This window comes from Paragemmobacter amnigenus (genome assembly GCF_009908265.2).
Classification (GTDB): domain Bacteria; phylum Pseudomonadota; class Alphaproteobacteria; order Rhodobacterales; family Rhodobacteraceae; genus Paragemmobacter; species Paragemmobacter amnigenus.
In genome coordinates this window covers 259547-280388 of sequence record NZ_JAAATX020000001.1, presented here as the reverse complement: position 1 = coordinate 280388, position 20842 = coordinate 259547, and the positions used below count along the sequence as shown (strand labels likewise).

Below are 20842 nucleotides of genomic sequence, written 5' to 3'. Positions count from 1 at the left end.
TGCGCGCGGGGAGGGTCTGGGATGCTGATCCAGGACCATGATCGCGCGGGCGGATATTGGGGGGCGGTCTATGCCTTCTGCGCCGTCAAGGGGTTGCAGGTGGTGATCGACGGCCCCGTGGGCTGCGAGAACCTGCCGGTGACTTCCGTCCTGCATTACACCGACGCGCTGCCGCCGCATGAATTGCCCATCGTGGTGACGGGTCTGGGCGAGGAAGAACTTGGTCGCGACGGCACCGAAGGCGCGATGAAGCGGGCGTGGAAGACGCTTGACCCTGCGCTGCCCGCGGTGGTCGTGACGGGATCCATTGCCGAGATGATCGGCGGCGGCGTCACGCCGATGGGCACGAACATCCAGCGCTTTCTGCCCCGCACCATCGACGAGGACCAATGGCAATGCGCGGACCGCGCGATGACATGGATCTTCACCGAATTCGGCATGACCAAGGGGCGGATGCCCGTCGAGAAGAAGCGTGAAGCGGGCGACAGGCCGCGCGTGAACATCCTTGGCCCGATGTACGGCACCTTCAACATGGCGTCGGACCTGCACGAGATCCGCCGTCTGGTCGAAGGGATCGGGGCCGAGGTCAACATGGTCATGCCGCTGGGCGCGCATCTGGCCGAGATGCGCAATCTGGTGAATGCTGACGTCAACATCGTCATGTATCGCGAATTCGGGCGCGGGCTGGCCGAGGTTCTGGGCAAGCCCTATCTGCAGGCGCCCATCGGGCTGGACAGCACGACGAAATTCCTGCGCAAGCTGGGCGATCTGCTGGGGCTGGACCCCGAGCCCTTCATCGCGCAGGAAAAGCATTCGACGCTGAAGCCCGTCTGGGACCTGTGGCGGTCGGTGACGCAGGATTTCTTCGGCACGGCGAATTTCGCCATCGTGGCGAATGAAACCTATGCGCGTGGCATCCGCGCCTATCTGGAAACCGATCTGGGCCTGCCCTGCGCCTTTGCCGTCGCGCGGCAGGCGGGGGCCAAGACCAACAACGAACAGGTGCGCGCGCTGATCCGCCAGCATCGTCCGCTGGTGGTGATGGGGTCGATCAACGAAAAGATGTATCTGGCCGAGCTGAAGGCCGGACATGGCCCGCAGCCGCATTTCATCGCGGCAAGCTTTCCCGGTGCCGCCATCCGCCGCCATACCGGCACGCCCTTCATGGGCTATGCCGGATGCGTGTGGATGCTGCAGGAGGTCTGCAACGGCCTGTTCGAGGCGCTGTTCCACATCCTGCCGCTGGGGTCCGAGATGGACTCGGCGGCGGCAACCCCCACGACCCTGCGCCGCGACTTCCCCTGGGATGCCGATGCACAGGCCGAACTGGACCGGATCGTTTCCGAACATCCGGTGCTGACCCGCATCTCTGCCGCGCGCACCCTGCGTGACGCGGCGGAGAAGGCCGCGCTCGACCAGGGCGCGGAGCGGGTGGTCAAGGAAACGGTGGAAGCCCTGCGGGGCGCGCCACCCAAGACAACACAAGGAGGGACTGCATGAGCGATCATACCGCAGGCGGAAGCGGGCATCACGCCCACCGCGCGCCGCGCGCCGAGTTCTACGTCTACTTCGCGCTGATCTTCCTTGTGGCGATCCCCTTCGCCCTTGCCGCCTGGATCCTCCAGACGGTGATGGAGCGCCGACTTCCCGTGCATGGACCGCTTGCCCGCGCCTGGCGCGAGGCGGGGTCGATCACGCCGAACATCTTCCGGCCCTGACAGGCCGGAAGAGACGACTTCTCCGGGTTGCGCCCGACCCGTCACCGCTTCGCCCTCCCGCAGACCAGCGCGGGGTGGTGGAAACTCGGAAAGGCATTCCGCCTGACCGTGAACCTGGCCGCAGGGATTGCGGCGTCAGTCTGCCCATCCGGAGGATAGTATGGCTGATAAAACCGACCTGAGCTTCACAGGTCTGACCGACGAGCAGGCGCAGGAACTGCACTCGGTGTATATGAGCGGGCTCTGGCTCTTCGTGGCCATCGCTGTCGTCGCGCATATCGCCACGTACATCTGGCGCCCGTGGTTCTGAGGAGGATCAAAACATGTCCAAGTTCTACAAGATCTGGCTCATCTTCGATCCCCGTCGCGTCTTCGTCGCGCAGGGCGTCTTCCTGTTCCTGCTCGCTGCGATGATCCACCTGGTGGTTCTGAGCAACGGCATCAACTGGTTCCAGACCGCTGCCGCCGCCGGTGGCGCCGCTCCGGCGGCCGTGACCGAGTGACGTTGCCGTAAAGGCACTGGCTGCGGGCGGAGGGCTTGCCCTTCCGCCCGCGGCGACCCGAACGGGCAAATCCGACGGCACAAGACCAACCGCCGGTCGCAACAAAAGCGGAGAGGGAAGCATGGCACTGCTCAGCTTCGAACGGAAATATCGCGTGCCGGGGGGCACGCTCATCGGCGGGAACCTGTTCGACTTCTGGGTCGGACCGTTCTACGTCGGCTTCTTCGGCGTCACGACATTCTTCTTCGCGGCGCTCGGCACGATCCTGATCTTCTATGGCACGGCCATGGAAGGGGTCTGGAACCCGTGGCTCATTTCGATCGACCCGCCGCCCGTGGAAATGGGCCTCGGGTTCGCGCCCCTGATGCAGGGGGGCCTTTGGCAGCTGATCACGATCTGCGCCATCGGCGCCTTCGTCAGCTGGGCCCTGCGCGAGGTGGAGATCTGCCGCAAGCTGGGGATGGGTTTCCATGTCCCGGCGGCCTTTGGCGTCGCCATCCTTGCCTATGTCACGCTGGTGGTGTTCCGCCCGCTGATGATGGGCGCATGGGGATACGGCTTTCCCTATGGCATCTGGACGCATCTCGACTGGGTGTCCAACACCGGCTACACCTACGGCAACTTCCACTACAACCCCGCCCACATGATCGCCGTGTCGTTCTTCTTCACGAACGCGCTGGCGCTGTCGCTGCACGGGGCGCTGATCCTGTCCGCCGCCAACCCCGAAAAGGGCAAGGAAATGCGGACGCCGGATCACGAGGATACCTATTTCCGTGACCTGATCGGCTATTCGGTCGGCACGCTGGGCATCCACCGTCTGGGGCTGCTTCTGGCCCTGAACGCCGGGTTCTGGAGTGCGGTCTGCATCATCATCTCGGGCACGATCTGGTTCGACCAGTGGGTTGTCTGGTGGGATTGGTGGCTGCAGCTGCCGTGGTGGGCCGACATCGCAGGAGGCGTAAATGGCTGAGTATCAGAACATCTTCACGCAAGTGCAGGTGCAGGCCGCGCCCGAGATGGGCATGGTCGAAGGGGTGGAACTGTCCAACCGGACCAACGGGGCGTCCTTCTCGACGCTGGCGGGCTGGTTCGGCAACGCGCAGCTGGGGCCGGTCTATCTGGGCACGATGGGCGTGATCTCGCTGATGTCGGGCGCGGTGTGGTTCATGCTCTGCGGGGCATGGTTCTGGTACCAGGCCGGCTTCAACCCGGCGGTCTTCATGCGGGACCTGTTCTGGTTCTCGCTGGAACCGCCCTCGGCCGAATACGGGCTGGGCTTCGCGCCCATCGCGGAAGGCGGGCTGTGGATCATCGCGTCCTTCTTCCTGCTCGTGTCGGTCTGCGCGTGGTGGGTCCGCACCTATCTGCGGGCACAGGCGCTGGGCATGGGCAAGCATGTGAGCTGGGCCTTCGCCAGCGCGATCTGGCTGTTCCTTGTCCTTGGCCTGTTCCGCCCGATCCTGATGGGGTCGTGGTCGGAGGCGGTGCCCTACGGCATCTTCAGCCACCTCGACTGGACCAACAACTTCAGCCTCACCTACGGCAACCTGTTCTACAATCCCTTCCACGCGCTGAGCATCGTCTTCCTCTACGGGTCGGCCCTGCTCTTCGCGATGCACGGGGCGACCATCCTTGCGGTGTCGCGCTTCGGCGGGGACCGCGAGCTGGAACAGATCGCCGACCGTGGCACGGCCTCGGAACGCGCCGCCCTCTTCTGGCGCTGGACCATGGGCTTCAACGCCACGATGGAAGGCATCCACCGCTGGGCCTGGTGGTTCGCGGTTCTGGTCACGCTGACGGGCGGCATCGGTATCCTGCTGACCGGCACGGTCGTGGACAACTGGTACGTCTGGGCGCAGGACCACGGCTACGCGCCGCTGGATTGAGGAGAGAATGATGTCTGACAACTATCTCCAGCAGAAACCCGGTTCGGCACTGCGGTCCTGGGCCCTCTATCAGATGATGGCGGGCGCGGGTTGGGCGGCACTCTTCCTGCTGTCCATCGCGGCGATCCTCTTCGCGGTCTGGGGCATCGGCCTTCTGCTGCCCGAGGAAAGCAAGCAGGCGCCCGATCCCAATGCCTTCCTGATCACGACCCCTGCCGAGACGCAGGTCGCCTGACACCATCGGACCGGGCGGTTCGACCCGCCCGGTCCCGCGACGTTCGGGCCATACGCCGGCCCGGATCCGGGGCGCAACCACAGCCCGGTTCCCTTCCTGTTGGCGACAGGGACCTGGTGCCGTGTGGGTCAACCCTACACGGCACTTTTTTGCATATGGAGGCCACCATGACCCCGACCCCGCTTCTGGACCGCGTCGCCGGACCTGCCGATCTGAAGGGGATGGGGGATGGCGACCTTGCCCGTCTGGCCCACGAATTGCGGCGCGAGGTGATCAACACCGTGTCGCGCACCGGCGGGCATCTGGGATCGTCGCTGGGGGTGGTGGAGCTGACGGTGGCGATCCATGCCGTCTTCGACACGCCGCGCGACAAGCTGATCTGGGATGTGGGCCACCAGTGCTATCCGCACAAGATCCTGACCGGACGGCGCGAGGCGATGGCCACGCTGCGGCAGGGGGGCGGGATTTCCGGTTTCACCAAGCGGTCGGAAAGCGAATATGACCCGTTCGGGGCGGCGCATTCCTCGACCTCGATCTCGGCCGCGCTGGGCTATGCCATCGGGCGCGAGATGGGGATGCCCGTGGGCGACACCATCGCGGTGATCGGGGACGGGGCGATCACGGCGGGCATGGCATACGAGGCGATGAACCACGCAGGCCATACCGGCAGCCGGATGTTCGTGATCCTGAACGACAATGACATGTCCATCGCCCCGCCGGTGGGGGCGCTGTCGAAATACCTCAACGAAATCGCGGCCAAGGGTCCGCTTGCGCTGTTCAAGGCGGCGGCGGAGGAGTTCGAGAGCCACCTTCCCGGCCCGATGCGCGACGGCGCGCGGCGGGCGCGGCAGTTGGTGACGGGGATGCCCGGCGGCGGGACGCTGTTCGAGGAGCTGGGCTTTTCCTATGTCGGCCCCATCGACGGGCATGACATGGGGCAGGTGCTGGCCACCCTGCGCGCGGCGCGGGCGCGGGCGACGGGGCCGGTGCTGATCCATGCCGTGACGGTGAAGGGCAAGGGCTTTGCCCCCGCCGAGAGCAGCGCGGACAAATATCACGGCGTGTCGAAATTCGATCCCCTGACGGGCGAGCAGGCCAAGGCCAAGTCGAACGCGCCGGCCTATACGTCGGTCTTCGGCAATGCCCTGACCGACGAGGCCGCGCGCGACCCGCGCGTGGTGGCGATCACCGCCGCCATGCCGTCGGGAACGGGGCTGGACATCATGGCGCGGCGCTTTGCCTCGCGGGTCTTCGACGTGGGGATTGCGGAACAGCATGCGGTGACCATGGCGGCGGCGATGGCGGCATCGGGGCTGAAACCGGTCTGCGCGATCTATTCGACTTTCCTGCAACGCGGCTATGACCAGATCGTTCATGACGTGGCGCTGCAAGGGCTGCCCGTGCGCTTTGCCATCGATCGCGCGGGGCTGGTGGGGCAGGACGGCGCGACCCATGCGGGGGCCTTCGACATCGGCTTCCTTGCCAACCTGCCGGGCTTCACCGTCATGGCGGCGGGGGACGAGGCGGATCTGGTCCATATGGTCGCGACCGCGATTGCCCATGACGAAGGCCCCATCGCCTTCCGCTATCCGCGGGGCGAGGGGATGGGGGTGGACCTGCCCACGCGCGGCGTGCCGCTGGAGATCGGCAAGGGCCGCGTCCTGCGCGAGGGGACGGGGGCCGCGATCCTGTCCTATGGCGCGCATCTTGCCGAGGCGCTGGCGGCGGCGGAGTTGCTGGAGGCCGAGGGGATTTCGGTGACGGTGGCCGATGCGCGGTTCGCGAAGCCCTTGGATTGCGCGCTGGTGGACCGGCTGGTGGAGCATCACCCCGCGCTGGTCACGCTGGAGACGGGGGCGACGGGGGGCTTCGGCGCGCTGGTGCTGCACCATCTGGCGAATTCGGGCGGGCTGGAGAGGGGCCGCGCGATCCGCACCATGACGCTGCCCGACCGGTTCATCGATCAGGGCAGCCCGGCGCAGATGTATGAATGGGCGGGGCTGACGGCGAAGGACATCGCGGCGACGGTGCGGCAGGCGCTGGGGCGCGTGGTGGCCAAGCCGGGCCTGCGGGTGGTCTGAGGGCAAAATTCTTCTGCGAAGAATTTTGCGGGCGATTTTTCTGGCGAAAAATCGGGGTGTTGCGGCGGATCGGGGCGGGATGGCCCCGATCCTTCGCGAGAGGGATCGTGACGAAGGATTTTCGCCAGAAAATCCTTCGCCCCTGTCAGGCGTGGCCGACGCGCTGGCGCTGTTCGCCCAGACCTTCGATCCCCAGACGCATCACCTCGCCGCCTTTCAGATAGACCGGCGCGGGTTTCTGGCCCATCCCGACGCCCGGCGGCGTGCCGGTCGAGATCACGTCGCCCGGATGCAGCGTCATGAACTGGCTGACGTAATGGACCAGATGGCGCACGCCATAGACCATCGTGCGGGTGGAGCCGTCCTGATAGCGGTGGCCGTCCACCTCCAGCCACATGGACAGGTTTTGCGGGTCCGGCACCTCGTCCGCCGTGACCAGCCACGGGCCGATGGGGCCGAAGGTGTCGCAGCCCTTGCCCTTGTCCCATGTGCCCGCGCGTTCGATCTGGAATTCGCGTTCGGACACGTCGTTGATCACGCAATAGCCCGCGACGTGGTCCATCGCTTCGGCCTCGGTTACGTAGCTGGCCTTCTTGCCGATCACCACGCCCAGCTCCACCTCCCAGTCGGTCTTTTTCGACCCGCGCGGGATGAGGACATCGTCATTCGGCCCGATGATTGCCGAATTGGCCTTGAGGAAGATCACAGGCTCGGGCGGGACGGGAAGATTCGATTCCGCGGCGTGGTCGGCATAGTTCAGGCCGATGCAGATGAACTTGCCCACAGTGCCGACGCAGGGGCCGATGCGGGTCTCTGCCGGAATTTCGGGCAGCGTGGCGGGGTCGACCGCGCGCAGTTTCGCCAGACCCTCGGGCGAGAGCGTCGCGCCCGCGATATCGGGGACGATGCCCGCAAGGCTGCGGATCTTGCCCGTGCCATCGACAATCGCCGGAACCTCGGCCCCCGGTTCCCCTACGCGCAACAGTTTCATGCGGTCCTCCCTTTGCAGCCCGCAGAGACAAGCCCTTCGGGGCCGGTTTTGCAAGCCCCGAGGAGCGTTGCGCTGCGACGACAAGGCGCGATGCACACGCCGTTTCGGACCTTTGGCCCGTTGCCCCCCCTTGGCAGATGTGGCAGACAGACCCTTGATGAAGACCACACCGAAGAGTTCAGAAGATGATCGACTTCCCGACCCGGCGGGTGATGATGGTGGATACGCAGGTCCGTCCCTCGGACGTGACCAAGTTCCCGATCATCGAGGCCATGCTGTCCGTCCCGCGCGAGGCCTTCGTGCCCTCGTCCAAGCGCGAGGCGGCCTATGTCGGCGAGAATATCGAGATCGCGCCCGGCCGCGTGGTGCTTGAGCCGCGGACGCTGGCCAAACTTCTGGATGCGCTGGATGTGCAGCCGACGGAACTGGTGCTCGATCTGGGCTGCGGCTTTGGCTATTCGACGGCGGTGATCGCGCGCCTGGCCGATGCGGTCGTCGCGCTCGAAGAGGACGAGGCGCTGGCCGCCGAGGCGCAGCGCACCCTGTCGGCAGAGGGCGTGGACAATGCCGCCGTGGTGGTGGGCAAGCTGGCCGAGGGGGATGCGAAACACGCGCCCTTCGACGTAATCACCATCCAGGGCGGGGTGGAGGTCGTGCCGCAGGCGCTGCTGGACCAGCTCAAGGAAGGCGGGCGCATCGGCGCGGTCTTCATGGAGGGCGCGCTGGGTGTAGTGCGCGTGGGCTACAAGATCGACGGTGCCGTCTCGTGGCGGCAGGTCTTCAACGCGGCAGCCCCAGTGCTGCCCGGTTTTTCGGTGGTGCAGGGTTTCCGTCTGTAAGGATTTCGTCCCGGTGCGGACAAACCGCGCCGGACCAGTGACAGGGAACGGGCGGCAATGACCGTCTGCGACAGGATAGGCAGGGTATGATGCGCGCTTTCTTGACGGCAGTCGCGGTGTCGGTTCTGGGCTTTTCGGCCCCGGCGGCACAGGCAGAGACACTGGCGGATGCGCTGGCCTCGGCCTACAAGAATTCCAAGCTCCTTGACCAGAACGAGGCGCTCTTGCGCGCGGCGGACGAGGATGTGGCGCAGGCGGTGGCGCGGCTGCGGCCGGTGATCAACTTCGTGGCGCAGGCGCAGAACACCGACACCAACCCCGACCGTGCGACGGATGGCCTGCAAAAGACCATGACGCTGGCGCTGCAATGGACGCTGCTGGATTTCGGCCGCAACCGGCTGGGGGTCGAGATCGCCAAGGAAACCGTGCTGGCCACGCGCGAGGCGCTGAAGGATCTCGAGGCGCAGGTGCTGCTTTCTGCGGTCAGCGCCTATGTCGACGTGCGGCTTCAGGCCGAGATCGTGTCGCTGCGCCAGTCCAACGTCCGTCTGATCGGGCAGGAGTTGAAGGCCGCGCAGGACCGGTTCGATGTGGGCGAGGTGACGCGCACCGATGTCGCCATCGCCGAGGCCCGTCTTGCGGCGGCGCGGTCGGGTCTGGCGGCGGCCGAGGGGGATTTCAAGGTCGCGCGCGAGCGTTACAAGGCCGTGGTCGGCGACTATCCGGGCAATCTGGCGGGCCTGCCGCCGCTGCCCAAGACCGCGCGCAGCATGGAAGAGGCGCGGATGATCGCGCTGCGGACCCATCCCGACATCCTTGCCGCCCAGCGGCAGGTGACGATCTCGGAGCTGGGGGTTGAGGCCACCAAGGCCGCGATGCGCCCGACCGTCACCTTCGAAGGCGGCATCACCGAGGATATCGGCAACGACGCGCGCCGCGACACGGCCTCGCTGTCGTTCAACCAGACGCTTTATGCGGGGGGCGCGCTGTCTTCGGCCCATCGTGCGGCGCTGGCGCAGAAAGAGGCCGCGCAGGCGGGTCTGCTGCAGACCACCATCACCGTGGGCGAGACTGTCGGCAATGCCTGGGCCGCGCTGGAAGTGGCGGGTGCCTCGATCCAGGCGGGCACGCTGCAGGTGCAGGCCGCGCAGACCGCCTTTGACGGCGTGCGGGAAGAGGCGACGCTGGGCGCGCGCACCACGCTTGACGTGCTGAACGCGGAACAGGAACTGCTCGACGCGCGGGCGACCAAGCTTCAGGCCGAGGCGCAGCGCTATATCGGCGTCTACAGCCTGCTGTCGGCGATGGGTCTGCTGTCGGTAGAGCATCTGAACCTTGGCGTGCCGACCTATGACCCCGCGCTTTACTACAACGCGGTCAAGACCGCGCCGATCACCAGCCCGCAGGGCAAGAAATTGCAGCGCATCCTCGACAAGATCGGCGACTGACGGCTGTTTTTCCGGCGACACAGGCGGGCGCTGTTGCGGCAGCGCCCGTTTCCATTTCCTTGATATCGCCACGGTTGTGGGCGATAGATAGGGTCCAGACGCAATCCGAGAGGTCCGCCCCGAAATGTCAGAGCGGTTGAGTTCCGTCGAGATCGAGGATGTCCTGTCCTCCATCCGCCGCCTTGTCTCGGACGATCTGCGCCCGGGGGCAAAGACGGCAGCGGCGGCTGTTCCTGCGGCAGAGGCTGCTCCGGCGGCCGACAAGCTGATCCTGACGCCCGCGTTGCGGATCGCGCCCGAGCCGGAAGGGGCTGCGACCCCCGCCACCCAAGGCGAGACGCCAGAGGCACCCGCAGCGTTCCAGTCGGTCCGCCGCGGGGCGGGGCGGGTGGATGCCGTGATGGGCGAGGTTGCGCGCGGGCTGGACGAGGGCGAGGCGGATCCCGAGATCGCGCCCGGCGCGTCGGGCCGGCATGACTGGTTCGAATTCGGCGCCGCTGCGTCGACCCCTCCCGCCACGCCCGAGGGGGTGGCACAGGAGGCGTCGGCGGAGGAGGCAGAGGTCTGGGCCGTCCCCGGCGACCCCGAGGTGATCGCCCCGCCCGAAGCGCATGACGAGGATGGTGCGGCAGGTGACTGGGCGGTCGAAAGCCCAGTCCATGATGCCGACGGCGCAGAGGAGGCCATGCCCGATATGCAAGAGCCTGCCGAAACGGTGGCGGACGTGGTCGAGCCGCCGTTGACGGGGCAGGGCTGGGCCGATGCCGCCGAGGCCGAGATCCGGCGCGAGCTGGAGGCCGAGGCTGTCGCAGTCGAGGAATCGGTCTTTGCCCGCTTTGACGCCGCCGATCACGACGACCGCGCCTTCGACGAGGAGATGCTGCGCGATCTGGTGCGCGACATCATCCGCGAGGAATTGCAGGGCGCGTTGGGCGAGCGGATCACGCGGAATGTGCGAAAACTTGTCCGGTCGGAAATCGCCCGTGCGCTGGCGGTGCGGGATTTCGAATAGGCGGGCCAAGCCGTTCCCCGCCATCCGGCCAAAACAAAACGCGCCCCGCAAGGGCGCGTTATCGTTTTTGAGGCCCTGACGGGCGCCTGTCAGGCGGCTTCGGCCTGATCTGCTTCCAGCGCGTGGCGACGCTCGGATTCCTCGCGCGACAGCGCGACCGAGGTCCGCACGCCCTTGGCGACGAAGTCCATCAGCCCCTTCACCACCCGCTCGTTCGGGTCGATGCCGGCGCAGGACAGCACCTCGCGCCCGTCGCGCGACCGCGCCCAGCGGGCGATCTGCTCCGGCCCGTTGCCGTATTTCTTGTCATCCGCGATCGCATCATCGAGCGCGGCGAGCACCACGGCAGCGAAAAGCTTGCGCGCCCGCTGGCCCTGCTCGTAATTAAAGGCGGTGCCATCAACGAAATCGGCCATCTCGTCGTTTTCCTGTTCTTCTATTGTCTTTTCTGGCGTCCGGCGAATATGACCATTTGGTCACGATTCGGTATTGCCCTTTTAACAGGACTGCCATGCGTCGTGTGCATAACTTTCCTGTATCGGTACAATATATCGTCGGCTTGCCACGGTGCAGCCCACGGGATATAGGCGGCGGTTACCGATCTTCAACCTTTTGCGCCTTATTCTGGACGGTTTTTGACCATGCCCAAGATCAACGGAAATGAAATCAAACCCGGCATGGTGCTGGAACATGACGGGGGTCTCTGGGCCGCGGTCAAGGCCAACCATGTGAAGCCCGGCAAGGGCGGGGCCTTCGCGCAGGTGGAGCTGAAGAACCTCCGCGACGGGCGCAAGCTGAACGAACGCTTCCGGTCCGAGGACAAGGTCGAGGAGGTCCGGCTGGAGAACAAGGACCAGCAGTTCCTTTATGAAACCGACGGGCGGCTGGTCTTCATGGACAGCGAGACCTATGAACAGATCGAGCTGGATGCCGAGCTGCTGGGCGACCGCCGCCCCTTCCTGCAGGACGGCATGACCGCGACGATCCGTTACTATGGCGACGAGGCGCTGGCCGTGACCCTGCCGCAAAAGGTGAAGTGCCGCATCGCCGAGACGGAACCGGTGGTCAGGGGCCAGACGGCCGCCAACAGCTTCAAGCCCGCGATCCTCGACAATGGTGTGCGCATCATGATCCCGCCCTTCATCGGGCCGGACGAGGATGTGTGGATCCATACCGAACTGATGGAATATTCCGAACGCGCCTGAGCGCGGGACGGGGCAGGGTGGCGGGACATCGCCACCCGCGATACCGGGCGGGAACGCCCTTGCCTTCTGCGGATTGACCACGGCCCGCCCCAGAGCGGCGGGTGGCAAACCCTGAAGGAGATCGTCATGAACAGGAAGATGCTTGCCGCGGCGGCCATGACCTGCGGCATCGGAGGCGCGGCGCTTGCACAGGAAGCGGCGGGGCGCGTGGCCGTGGACCTGACCGCGATCCAGGCCGATATCGCGACGGAACTGGGCATCGATGCGGCGACCGTGCCCACGGTTGTGAACCTGCCCATCGGTGTGGCAGCCGAGGCGTGTGGCGTCGAGGCCAGTACCCTTGCCGCTGGCGCGGGCGGGACGGGGGGCGATAGCTCGACCTCGACCGGCGGTGATGGCGCGGGGGCGGGTACGGCCACGACAGGCGACGATGCCGCGACGACGGACGAAACGGCGGGCGAAACGGCAGGTGGCACGGGTGACGGCGCGGGCGATGGCGACGGCAGCGCCACGGGTGACGGCGCGGGCGCTGCGGCAGGCGGTACCGCCTCTGACGGCGATGCCGCGGGCGAAACGGGCGACGGCGCCACTGGCGACAGCGGTGTTGCCGCATCGGGCGGGGCGACCGTCCTGACGCCGGTCTGTTCTGCCACCACCTCCTCGCAGGCCGTGGCGCAATTCGTGCAGACCGAGATCAACGCGGGCACGACCACGCCCTGACGCAGGCGTCACCAAGCGGCACCGGGCCCGCCCTGCCGGGGCGGGCCCGTTCCATGACCGCTCAGCCGGTGGTGTCGTCCAGCCAGACCTGCGCCGCGCCGGCCTGCATCGTCCCCGTGGCACGGTCCAGCCGCAGATGGGCGATGGCGCGGTCGCCCGCGCGGGTGAAGAGCGTGCCCGCCACCTTGCCATCCTGCGCCGTGATGTCCGCCCCGAAGGGCGCGTCACCCGCGATGCGGACGCGGACGAGGCCCTTTTTCAGCTCTGTCTTGTGTTTCATGCGGGCGGTGACCTCCTGCCCGACATAGCAGCCCTTGCGGAAATCGACGCCATGCAGCCGTTCGAACCCCGCCTCGAGGATGTAGCTGTCGTCGACCACAAGCTCGCGCCCCGCCTCGGGGATGACATGGGCCACGCGGATGGCGTCCCAGTCGATGGCGGGGGCGCTGCCCGCGCTTTCCGTGTAGGCCCGCCAGCCAAGCGCGGGGTGGCGCGGATCGGGCAGGGCACCCGCAGGCGCATCACCCAGCCCGCGCTGCACCTGCAGGGGCGACGGGACCAGCCGCACATCGGCGCGCAGGCGGTACATGGACAGCCGCCGCAGCGTGGCATCGGCCAGCCCTTCGGGCAGGTCCAGCAGCAGCGTGCCATCCGCCAGCCGCGCGATCAGGAAATCGGCCAGATACTTGCCCTGCGGCGTCAGCAGCGCCGCCCAGACCAGCCCCGGCCCCTTGCCCAGCGACAGGACGTCATTCGTGACCATCCCCTGAAGAAAGGTCAGGCCATCCGCCCCCTCGACCGCCACCACCCGCCGGTCCTGTGCCGCCTCGCCCTGCATCGCTGTCTCCTTCCGCCGTGAAGATAGGCGTCAGTCCTTGAACTGCAATGCGTGCAGGCCCGCGTAAAGCCCGCCCTTGCCCAGCAATTCGTCATGCGTGCCCTGTTCCACCACGCGGCCCCTGTCCATCACGATGATAAGGTCCGCCTCGCGCACGGTGGACAGGCGATGCGCGATCACCAGCGTCGTGCGCCCCCGCGCCAGATCGGCCAGAGCGGTGGCCACCACCGCCTCGGACTGCGCGTCGAGCGCCGAGGTCGCCTCGTCCAACAGGAGCACGGGCGCATCGGCCACCAGCGCGCGGGCAATGGCGACGCGCTGGCGCTGCCCGCCCGACAGGGCCGATCCGCGCGGACCTGCGGGGCTGTCGAGGCCCGCAGGAAGGGCTGCCACCACATCCTCCAGATGGGCGGCGCGGATCACCGCAGGCAGACGGTCCGCAGGGATGTCGGCGCGCCCCATCAGCACATTCTCGCGCAGGGATTCGTCGAACAGCGCCGTATCCTGCGCCACGGTGGCGAAGAGCGACCTTTGCGCCGGCAGGGACAGCCCCCGCACGTCCTGCCCGCCCACACGGATCGTGCCCGCATCCGGTTCGGCCAATGCGGTGAGCAGGTGGAACACCGTCGACTTCCCCGCGCCCGAGGGGCCGACGATGGCCGTCATCTTGCCCGCAGGGGCCGAAAAGCTCAGCCCGTTCAGGACCGGAACACCGGGATAGGAGAAGTGGACATCGGCAAAGTCGATCCCCGGCACGCCCGGCGGCAGCGCGGCGCCCGGATCGGGGCGGGGCTCGGCCGTGTCGGTGTCCAGCAGGCGGAAGATGCGTTCAAGGCTGGCCGCCGCGATCTGCCATGTGCCCGCCAACTCGCCCAGCCGCCGGATTGGCTGGAAGGTCAGCGTCATGGCGGTGAAGAAGGACATGAACTCGCCCACTGTGCGCTCGCCCGCCGCGACCTCGCGCCCGCCCAGCATGAGGACGGCGAAGAAGCCCGCGCCGGTGACGATGTCGATCATGGCGGGCATGGTCTGGGCGGCCACGACGGCCTTGCGGTAGACGCGGTTCAGGTGGTTGACGACGGTGACGAAGCGGCCGGTCTGATAGGCCTCTTGCCGGTTCAGCTTGATGGCGTTGATGCCGTGGAAGATCTCGTCCAGACGGGTCGACCGGTCGGCGGCGGCATCGCGCATCTGCGCCGACTTGCGCCGCAGATAGCGTTGCAGCACCAGCGCCGGCACGATCAGCAGCGGCGCGCCGACAAGGGCTGCCAGCGTCCAGCGCCAGTCGATCCCGATCGCCACGGCGAAAAGGCCCACCAGCGCCACCAGATCGCGCCCCGCGCCCACCACCACCGTATGCCAGATGCCCTGCACCGCGCCGGTATCGCCCTGCACGCGGTCCATCAGCGCGCCGGGCGGGTGGCGCTGGAAGAAGCCGCCATCCTGCCGCAGGATATGGGCCAGCATGTCCACCTGCATGGCCGAGGCGATGCGGACCGACACCAGCGTCAAGAGCGAGCGCGAGATCACCGTCGTCGCCGCCCGCAGCACGAAAAGCCCGAAGATCGCCAGCCCCACCCAGACCAGCGCCGACGATCCCCCCGGCGCGAAGACACGGTCGAAGAGCGGCTCGATCATCCAGGACAGCAGGCCGAGGGTGGACCCCTCGACCGACATCACCACGAAGGTGACCGCCATCAGCCACAGATGCGGGCGCAGATAGCGGCCCCACAGCCTGCGGAACAGCGGCCGCGAGGCATAGCGCGGATCGCCGTCGCCGGTCGTGTCGATGGGATGGGGGGCTGTGGCCTGCGGGTCGGTCACGGGTGGGAACGGCCTTTGCTGCGGTCCGGGCTGCGGTCCGTCGGGCGGACCTCTGCCTGCTGGTTAGCGCGAAAGGGCAGGACGGGCAAGCCGCGCGGGTCGCGGTTGACCTTCCCCCGCCGCTTGCATAGCCATTGGGGTCTGATCTGCGGAGGCATCCATGACCCTTGCGAACGGCCGTCAATACCTTGCCATTCCCGGCCCTTCGGTGATGCCCGACCGCGTGCTGGCCGCCATGCACCGCGCCGCGCCCAATATCTACGAGGGCGCGCTGGTCGAGATGGTCGAAACGCTCTGGCCCGACCTGCGGCGGGTGGCGGGGACCACGCAGAATGTGGCGATGTATATCGCCAACGGCCATGGCGTCTGGGAAGCGGCGAACATGAACCTGTTTTCGCGCGGCGACCGCGCGCTGGTCCTTGCCACGGGCCGCTTTGGCCTGTCATGGGCCGACTCCGTCCGCGCGCTGGGGGTCGAGGTCGAGGTGCTGGATTTCGGCAAATCCTCGCCCGTTGATTTCGACCGTGTCGAGGCCGCGCTGCGCGCTGACAGGGCGCATCGCTACAAGGCGGTGCTGACGACCCATGTCGACACGGCCAGCACCATCCGCACCGACATCCCCCGCCTGCGCGCGGTGATGGATGCGGCGGGCCATCCCGCGCTGCTGGCGGTGGACTGCATCGCGTCGCTGGGCTGTGACGAGTTCCGGATGGATGACTGGGGCGTCGACGTGATGGTCGCGGCCAGCCAGAAGGGGCTGATGGTGCCCCCCGGTGTCGGCTTTGTCTGGTTTTCCGAAAAGGCCCGCGCGCGCTGCCGCGATGCGGACCTGCGGACGCCCTACTGGGACTGGACGCCCCGCGCGGATGCCACGGCCTTCTGGCAATACTGGGACGGGACCGCGCCCACCCACCACCTCTTCGGTCTGCGCGAAAGCCTGACCATGCTGCTCGAGGAAGAGGGGATGGAGCGGGTCTGGGCACGGCATGATGCGCTGGCGCGCGCGGTCTGGGCGGCCTTCGACTGCTGGGCTGCGGGCAATCCGGCGATCGGGCTGAACGTGGCGGACCCTGCCCATCGCGGCCGGTCGGTGACGGCGGCGCGCTTCGGCGCGCCCCATGCGACGCGCCTGCGGGAATGGACCGAACACAAGGGCGGCGTCACGCTGGGCATCGGCCTTGGCATGGCCGCCGATACGGACCCCGCCTATCACGGCTTCCTGCGCGTGGCGCATATGGGCCATGTGAATGCCCACATGACCCTTGGCGCGCTGGCGGTGATGGAGGCGGGGATGGTCGCGCTGGACATCCCCTTCGGCGCAGGCGGGCTGGCCGCCGCGGCGGCCGTGGTGGGCCGCGCGGCGGGGTAGGGGGCGGATCAGCCCCCGTTCTTCTCAAGCCATTCGGTCATCCATGCGATCTCGCCCTCCTGCGCGGCGATGATCTCTTCGGCCAGCTTCTTCACCTCGGCGTCGTCGCCATGCTCCAGCACGATGCGGGCCATGTCGATCGCGCCCTGATGGTGGGCGATCATGCCGCGCACGAAATCCACATCGGCATCGCCGGTGAATTCGATGTTCATTCCGCCATGCATCCTTGCGTTGGCCTCCATGAAGGCCATGGTCGCGGGGCTTTCGTCGCCATGCATTGCATGGCCGGAATGGGCGTCGGCCTCCTGCGCCGTGGCGGACAGGGGGGCCACAAGGCAGATGGCGGCGGCAAGGATGGCGGCTTTCATGATGTCTCTCCGGTTGCGGGATTCCCGTTCTGGTAACAATTGCGACCTTCCCGCAGAGGGAAGGCAAATCACCTCGGCGTGAAAAAGCGGCAATGGCGGCAGAAAATGCACCATCCGCACCCGCAGCCTGCGGTGATGCACAGGGCGCAGGCCGCAGGCCCCTTTGACGGCGCAAGAATGTTGCGTATCCTGCGGGCAAATCACGGGTGACCCTGACATGACACGGACTGCCCGCCGACCGGTCGTCGGCATCATCGGCAACATGAACCTGATCAATCAGGAATACCCCGTCCATGCCGGAGGCACCATGAATTCCGAAGCGGTGGCCGGCGTGGCGGGCTGCCTGCCGCTGATCATCCCGTCGGACCCGCGCTTCGTGACGGTGGACGAACTGCTGGACCTCTGCGACGGCTTCCTGCTGACGGGCGGTCGCCCCAATGTCCACCCGTCCGAATATGGCGAGGAGGAGACCCCCGCCCATGGCTGCTTCGACCGCTGCCGCGACGCCATCACCCTGCCGCTGATCCGCGCCTGCGTCGATCGCGGGCAGCCCTTCCTCGGCATCTGCCGCGGGTTCCAGGAGGTGAACGTGGCGCTGGGCGGCACGCTGCATCCGGAAATCCGCGATCTGCCGGGGCGGATGAACCACCGCATGCCCCCCGACGGCACGATCGAGGAGAAATTCGCCCTGCGCCACCCCGTCCGCTTCGCCAAAGGGGGCGTCTTCCACCGCCTGATGGGCGCAGAGGAGGTGATGACCAACACGCTGCACGGTCAGGGCATCGCCCGCCCCGCCCCCCGCGTGGTGATCGACGGCGAGGCCCCCGACGGCACGCCCGAGGCGATCTATGTCAAGGACGCGCCGGGCTTCACCCTGTCGGTGCAGTGGCACCCCGAATGGAACGCGGCGGGCGATCCCGTCTCGCGCCCTCTCTTCACCGCCTTCGGCGCGGCGGTGGCGGACTATGCCGCCCACCGCAACGGCGCGACCCCGCTCGCCCGCCGCGCCTGAGGGCACCCGCGACAGGGGGGGGCTCGCCCCCCCTCGGCCTGCGGCCTCACCCCCCGAGGATATTTGTGGACAGAAAATGCGGGCGGGCATTTTCCGTCCCGAAATATCCTCGGGGGGAAAGGCGCGGCACGCGCCTTGGGGGGCAGACGGCCCCCCTGTGGCGTCAGGGTCCGGTGCGGCGCGGCTTGCCCGCGCGCGGGGGGCGGGCTAGGGTCATGAAAACGGTTTCAGGTCGGGAGGAACGGATGAAACGCTCGCGCATCAACGACATCATGGCGGCGGCGGATGACATGATCCGCCACTACGGTTTCGTCCTGCCCCCCTTCGCCTATTGGTCGCCCGACGAGTTCCGCGCGCGGCGGGCGCAGGCGGGCAACATCATCACCGCGCGCATGGGCTGGGACATCACCGATTACGGGCAGGGGGCCTTTGACGAGCTGGGGCTGTTCCTCTTTACCCTGCGCAACGGGCGGCTGGCGGACCTGCAGCGGGGCGGGGGCATGTGCTATGCCGAAAAGCTGCTGATCTCGCGCAAGGACCAGCATTCGCCCTGCCATACCCATGTGGTCAAGGCCGAGGACATCATCAACCGCGGCGGGGCCAAGCTGGCCGTGCGTCTGAACGGGTCGAACCCCGATGGCAGCTTTTCGGAAACGGCAGGCGGCGTGGTCTATTGCGACGGCGTGGCGCGCGCGTTCAAGGGCGGCGAGGTGATCCTGCTGGCACCGGGCGAAAGCGTGACCCTGCTGCCGGGCGACTGGCATGCCTTCTGGGGCGAGGGCGGCGATGTGCTGATCGGCGAGGTGTCGACGGTCAATGACGACGTGACCGACAATGTCTTCGTGTCCAGGAAGATCGGCCGTTTCTCGGAGATCGACGAGGATGTCGCGCCGACCCATCTGCTGGTCAGCGATTACGACCGCTGGCTGGCCTGAGGGCGGCTTGCCAAGACAAAGGGGCGCGCGGTGGATGGCCGCGCGCCCCTTTCTTCATGGCGTCCCGCGTCAGACCGGTTTCGGCGCGACCAGCTCGGGGTCGAGCGGCGGCAGCTCCGGCAGGGGCGGCATCACCGGCTCGGGGGCCACCACGGGTTCCACCTTGGGCTTCGGCGGGGGCGGTGGCAGGACCAGACGGGTCGGATACTGGCCGTCACGCGTCAGCACCACGACCTTCTCGCCGCCCTTGATCCGGGAATAGAGGTCGATCACATCCTGATTGATCATCCGGATGCAGCCGGACGAGGCATTGCGCCCGATCGAGCGCCATTCCGGCGTGCCGTGGATGCGGTAGCCGTAATCCACCCCGTTCGTCGTCAGATAGATCGCGCGCGCGCCCAGCGGGTTGGTCGGGCCGCCCGGCTGGCCGTCCTTCCACTTCGCCAGTTTCGGGTCGCGGGCGATCATCTCGGGCGGCGGGGTCCAGGTGGGCCAGGGTTTCTTTTCCGACACGATGGCGGTTCCCGACCATTCAAAGCCCGCGCGACCGACCGAGATGCCATAGCGGATCGCCTGGTTCTTGCCGGTCACGTAATGCAGCACCCGCTCGGACGGGTTGATGATGATGGTGCCCGGCACCTCTTCGGTCGGGAAATAGACCGACTGGCGGCGGAACTGGGCGGGGATCTCCTCCACCGGCAAGGCGGGGATGTCGATATTGGCGTCCTTGGTCGCCAGATAGGCCCCGTCCACCTCTTGCGGCGGGGGGGCCTTTGCGAGACCCGCCTCGACCATCTTGGGGTCGGGCATACAGGCAGAGAGCAGGGCGGCACAGCAGCCGGCAAGCAGAAGTCTGAAGAGGGCGCGCATAAAGGGTCTATCCGTCGGGTTTCCTGCCGGTGGCAGGCAAAAGGGCATCGATGTCTTAACGCTAGCCTTTGCCTGCCGTGCCGTCAAAGATTCAAAGCGTCGTGCGCACCTGCCAGAGTTCGGGAAACAGCTGAACCTCCAGCATCCGTCGCAGATAGGACACACCCGAGGTGCCGCCCGTGCCGCGCTTGAACCCGATCACGCGTTCGACCGTGGTGACGTGGTTGAACCGCCAGCGGCGGAAGTAATCCTCGAAATCCACCAGCTTCTCGGCCAGTTCATAGGCCTGCCAATGGGTTTCGGGGGCGCGGTAGACGCCTTCCCACATGGCCCGCACCCCGTCATCGGCCACCCATGCCTGCGACACGTCCCGCGTCAGGACCGCCTGCGGCACCGGCAGGCCAAGGCGGGCCACATGGGCAAGGGCCGCGTCATAGAGCGAGGGCCGCGCCAGTTCGGCCTGCAACTTCGACAGGATGTCGGGACGGTGGGCATGGGGTTTCAGCATGGCCGCGTTGCGGTTGCCCACCGCATATTCGATCAGCCGGTATTGCCACGACTGGAAGCCCGAGGACTGCCCCAGCCCGTCGCGGAAGCGCGAATAGTCCGAAGGTGTCATGGTGCGCAGCACGTCCCATGCGGAATTGAGCTGTTCGAAGATGCGCGACACGCGGGCCAGCATCTTGAACGCCTCGCGCGCGCGGTCGGCGGCGATCATGCTGCGCGCCGCGTCGATCTCGTGCAGGGCAAGGCGCATCCAGAGTTCCGACGTCTGGTGCTGGATGATGAACAGCATCTCGTCATGGGCATCGGTGCGGCAGTGCTGGGCGGTCAGGATGGTGTCGATGGACAAGTAGTCGCCATAGGACATGCGCCCGTCGAAGGACATCTGCGCGCCGTCGGTGGCGGGGTCATAGGGGGTGGGTGCCGCGTGCATCGGGCAGCCTTTGGGTCTGGTATCGGTCATGTCGCTTTTCCTCTGTGGGTT

Annotated in this window: 23 protein-coding genes; 16 read left to right on the top strand and 7 right to left on the bottom strand. The window is 67.2% G+C overall.

The genetic code is table 11. The features are described from left to right. Positions 1-21 precede the first annotated feature (21 nt). The 8 genes from bchZ (at position 22) to dxs (ending at position 6423) form a co-directional block, all read left to right on the top strand. A complete protein-coding gene (bchZ, locus tag GU927_RS01435) occupies positions 22-1500 on the top strand; it encodes a chlorophyllide a reductase subunit Z (protein WP_161760465.1) in 1479 nt (492 codons plus the stop codon). Continuing rightward, entirely contained in the window at positions 1497-1718 is a 222-nt protein-coding gene (gene pufQ / locus GU927_RS01430) for a cytochrome PufQ (RefSeq protein ID WP_161760463.1), read from the top strand. Before bchZ ends, pufQ begins: the two co-directional genes overlap by 4 nt. A gap of 160 nt (positions 1719-1878) precedes the next feature. Next, on the top strand, positions 1879-2028 hold the full coding sequence (gene pufB, locus GU927_RS01425) for a light-harvesting antenna LH1, beta subunit (RefSeq protein WP_031338610.1): 150 nt from the start codon (positions 1879-1881) through the stop codon (positions 2026-2028). 13 nt (positions 2029-2041) lie between these two features. Continuing rightward, positions 2042-2221, top strand: a complete 180-nt coding sequence (gene pufA / locus GU927_RS01420) for a light-harvesting antenna LH1, alpha subunit (RefSeq protein WP_161760461.1) — start codon at positions 2042-2044, stop codon at positions 2219-2221. 121 nt (positions 2222-2342) lie between these two features. Next, entirely contained in the window at positions 2343-3191 is an 849-nt protein-coding gene (gene pufL, locus GU927_RS01415; protein ID WP_161760459.1) for a photosynthetic reaction center subunit L, read from the top strand. Beyond that, complete coding sequence (gene pufM / locus GU927_RS01410) at positions 3184-4107, top strand: photosynthetic reaction center subunit M (protein WP_161760457.1); 924 nt, start codon at positions 3184-3186, stop codon at positions 4105-4107. The genes pufL and pufM overlap by 8 nt, the downstream gene beginning before the upstream one ends. Positions 4108-4117: 10 nt before the next feature. Continuing rightward, positions 4118-4342 carry an RC-LH1 core complex protein PufX gene (gene pufX / locus GU927_RS01405; RefSeq protein WP_161760456.1) on the top strand — a complete coding sequence of 75 codons (225 nt, stop codon included), beginning with the start codon at positions 4118-4120 and terminating at the stop codon, positions 4340-4342. A 155-nt stretch (positions 4343-4497) separates the two neighbouring features. Next, positions 4498-6423 (top strand): 1-deoxy-D-xylulose-5-phosphate synthase, encoded by a 1926-nt coding sequence (dxs, locus tag GU927_RS01400; protein ID WP_161760454.1) that lies wholly within the window; start codon positions 4498-4500, stop codon positions 6421-6423. Positions 6424-6568: 145 nt separating this feature from the next. On the opposite strand, the gene GU927_RS01395 is transcribed toward dxs, so the two are convergent. After that, positions 6569-7414 carry a fumarylacetoacetate hydrolase family protein gene (locus GU927_RS01395; RefSeq protein WP_161760453.1) on the bottom strand — a complete coding sequence of 282 codons (846 nt, stop codon included), beginning with the start codon at positions 7412-7414 and terminating at the stop codon, positions 6569-6571. A gap of 185 nt (positions 7415-7599) precedes the next feature. Here GU927_RS01395 and GU927_RS01390 point away from each other — a divergent pair, with 185 nt between their 5' ends. The 3 genes from GU927_RS01390 to GU927_RS01380 all read left to right on the top strand — a co-directional run bounded on the left by GU927_RS01390 (position 7600) and on the right by GU927_RS01380 (position 10713). Continuing rightward, positions 7600-8253, top strand: coding sequence for a protein-L-isoaspartate O-methyltransferase family protein (locus GU927_RS01390; RefSeq protein WP_161760451.1), 654 nt, complete (start codon positions 7600-7602; stop codon positions 8251-8253). 86 nt (positions 8254-8339) lie between these two features. Then, positions 8340-9701: a TolC family outer membrane protein gene (locus GU927_RS01385; RefSeq protein WP_161760449.1), complete on the top strand. Its 1362-nt coding sequence runs from the start codon at positions 8340-8342 to the stop codon at positions 9699-9701. 124 nt (positions 9702-9825) lie between these two features. Beyond that, positions 9826-10713 carry a hypothetical protein gene (locus GU927_RS01380; RefSeq protein ID WP_161760447.1) on the top strand — a complete coding sequence of 296 codons (888 nt, stop codon included), beginning with the start codon at positions 9826-9828 and terminating at the stop codon, positions 10711-10713. A gap of 89 nt (positions 10714-10802) precedes the next feature. Here GU927_RS01380 and GU927_RS01375 read toward each other — a convergent pair whose 3' ends face one another. Then, positions 10803-11129, bottom strand: coding sequence for a DUF6280 family protein (locus GU927_RS01375; protein WP_161760445.1), 327 nt, complete (start codon positions 11127-11129; stop codon positions 10803-10805). Between the two features lie 225 nt (positions 11130-11354). On the opposite strand from GU927_RS01375, the gene efp reads away from it, so the two are divergent. After that, the gene (efp, locus tag GU927_RS01370) at positions 11355-11918 is read left to right on the top strand and encodes an elongation factor P (protein WP_161760444.1); all 564 of its coding nucleotides are present in this window, start codon (positions 11355-11357) and stop codon (positions 11916-11918) included. A 126-nt stretch (positions 11919-12044) separates the two neighbouring features. After that, a complete protein-coding gene (locus tag GU927_RS01365) occupies positions 12045-12638 on the top strand; it encodes a hypothetical protein (protein WP_161760442.1) in 594 nt (197 codons plus the stop codon). Positions 12639-12699: 61 nt separating this feature from the next. Here the strand turns inward: GU927_RS01365 and ygfZ are convergent, their stop codons facing one another. Together ygfZ and GU927_RS01355 are read right to left on the bottom strand one after the other, a co-directional pair. Next, positions 12700-13476, bottom strand: coding sequence for a CAF17-like 4Fe-4S cluster assembly/insertion protein YgfZ (ygfZ, locus tag GU927_RS01360; RefSeq protein WP_161760440.1), 777 nt, complete (start codon positions 13474-13476; stop codon positions 12700-12702). A 30-nt stretch (positions 13477-13506) separates the two neighbouring features. After that, positions 13507-15174 (bottom strand): ABC transporter ATP-binding protein, encoded by a 1668-nt coding sequence (locus GU927_RS01355; RefSeq protein WP_161760759.1) that lies wholly within the window; start codon positions 15172-15174, stop codon positions 13507-13509. Between the two features lie 286 nt (positions 15175-15460). On the opposite strand from GU927_RS01355, the gene GU927_RS01350 reads away from it, so the two are divergent. Further along, entirely contained in the window at positions 15461-16669 is a 1209-nt protein-coding gene (locus GU927_RS01350) for a pyridoxal-phosphate-dependent aminotransferase family protein (protein ID WP_161760438.1), read from the top strand. A gap of 8 nt (positions 16670-16677) precedes the next feature. Here GU927_RS01350 and copM read toward each other — a convergent pair whose 3' ends face one another. Continuing rightward, a complete protein-coding gene (gene copM / locus GU927_RS01345) occupies positions 16678-17037 on the bottom strand; it encodes a CopM family metallochaperone (RefSeq protein WP_161760437.1) in 360 nt (119 codons plus the stop codon). 217 nt (positions 17038-17254) lie between these two features. Between copM and GU927_RS01340 the strand changes: the two genes are divergently transcribed. After that, positions 17255-18049, top strand: a complete 795-nt coding sequence (locus tag GU927_RS01340; RefSeq protein WP_161760436.1) for a gamma-glutamyl-gamma-aminobutyrate hydrolase family protein — start codon at positions 17255-17257, stop codon at positions 18047-18049. A 245-nt stretch (positions 18050-18294) separates the two neighbouring features. Further along, positions 18295-18984, top strand: a complete 690-nt coding sequence (locus GU927_RS01335) for a D-lyxose/D-mannose family sugar isomerase (RefSeq protein WP_161760435.1) — start codon at positions 18295-18297, stop codon at positions 18982-18984. Between the two features lie 69 nt (positions 18985-19053). Here GU927_RS01335 and GU927_RS01330 read toward each other — a convergent pair whose 3' ends face one another. Further along, positions 19054-19794 (bottom strand): L,D-transpeptidase, encoded by a 741-nt coding sequence (locus tag GU927_RS01330; RefSeq protein ID WP_232489086.1) that lies wholly within the window; start codon positions 19792-19794, stop codon positions 19054-19056. A 151-nt stretch (positions 19795-19945) separates the two neighbouring features. Further along, positions 19946-20821: a tryptophan 2,3-dioxygenase gene (kynA, locus tag GU927_RS01325; RefSeq protein ID WP_161760433.1), complete on the bottom strand. Its 876-nt coding sequence runs from the start codon at positions 20819-20821 to the stop codon at positions 19946-19948. Between the last annotated feature and the right edge of the window lie 21 nt (positions 20822-20842).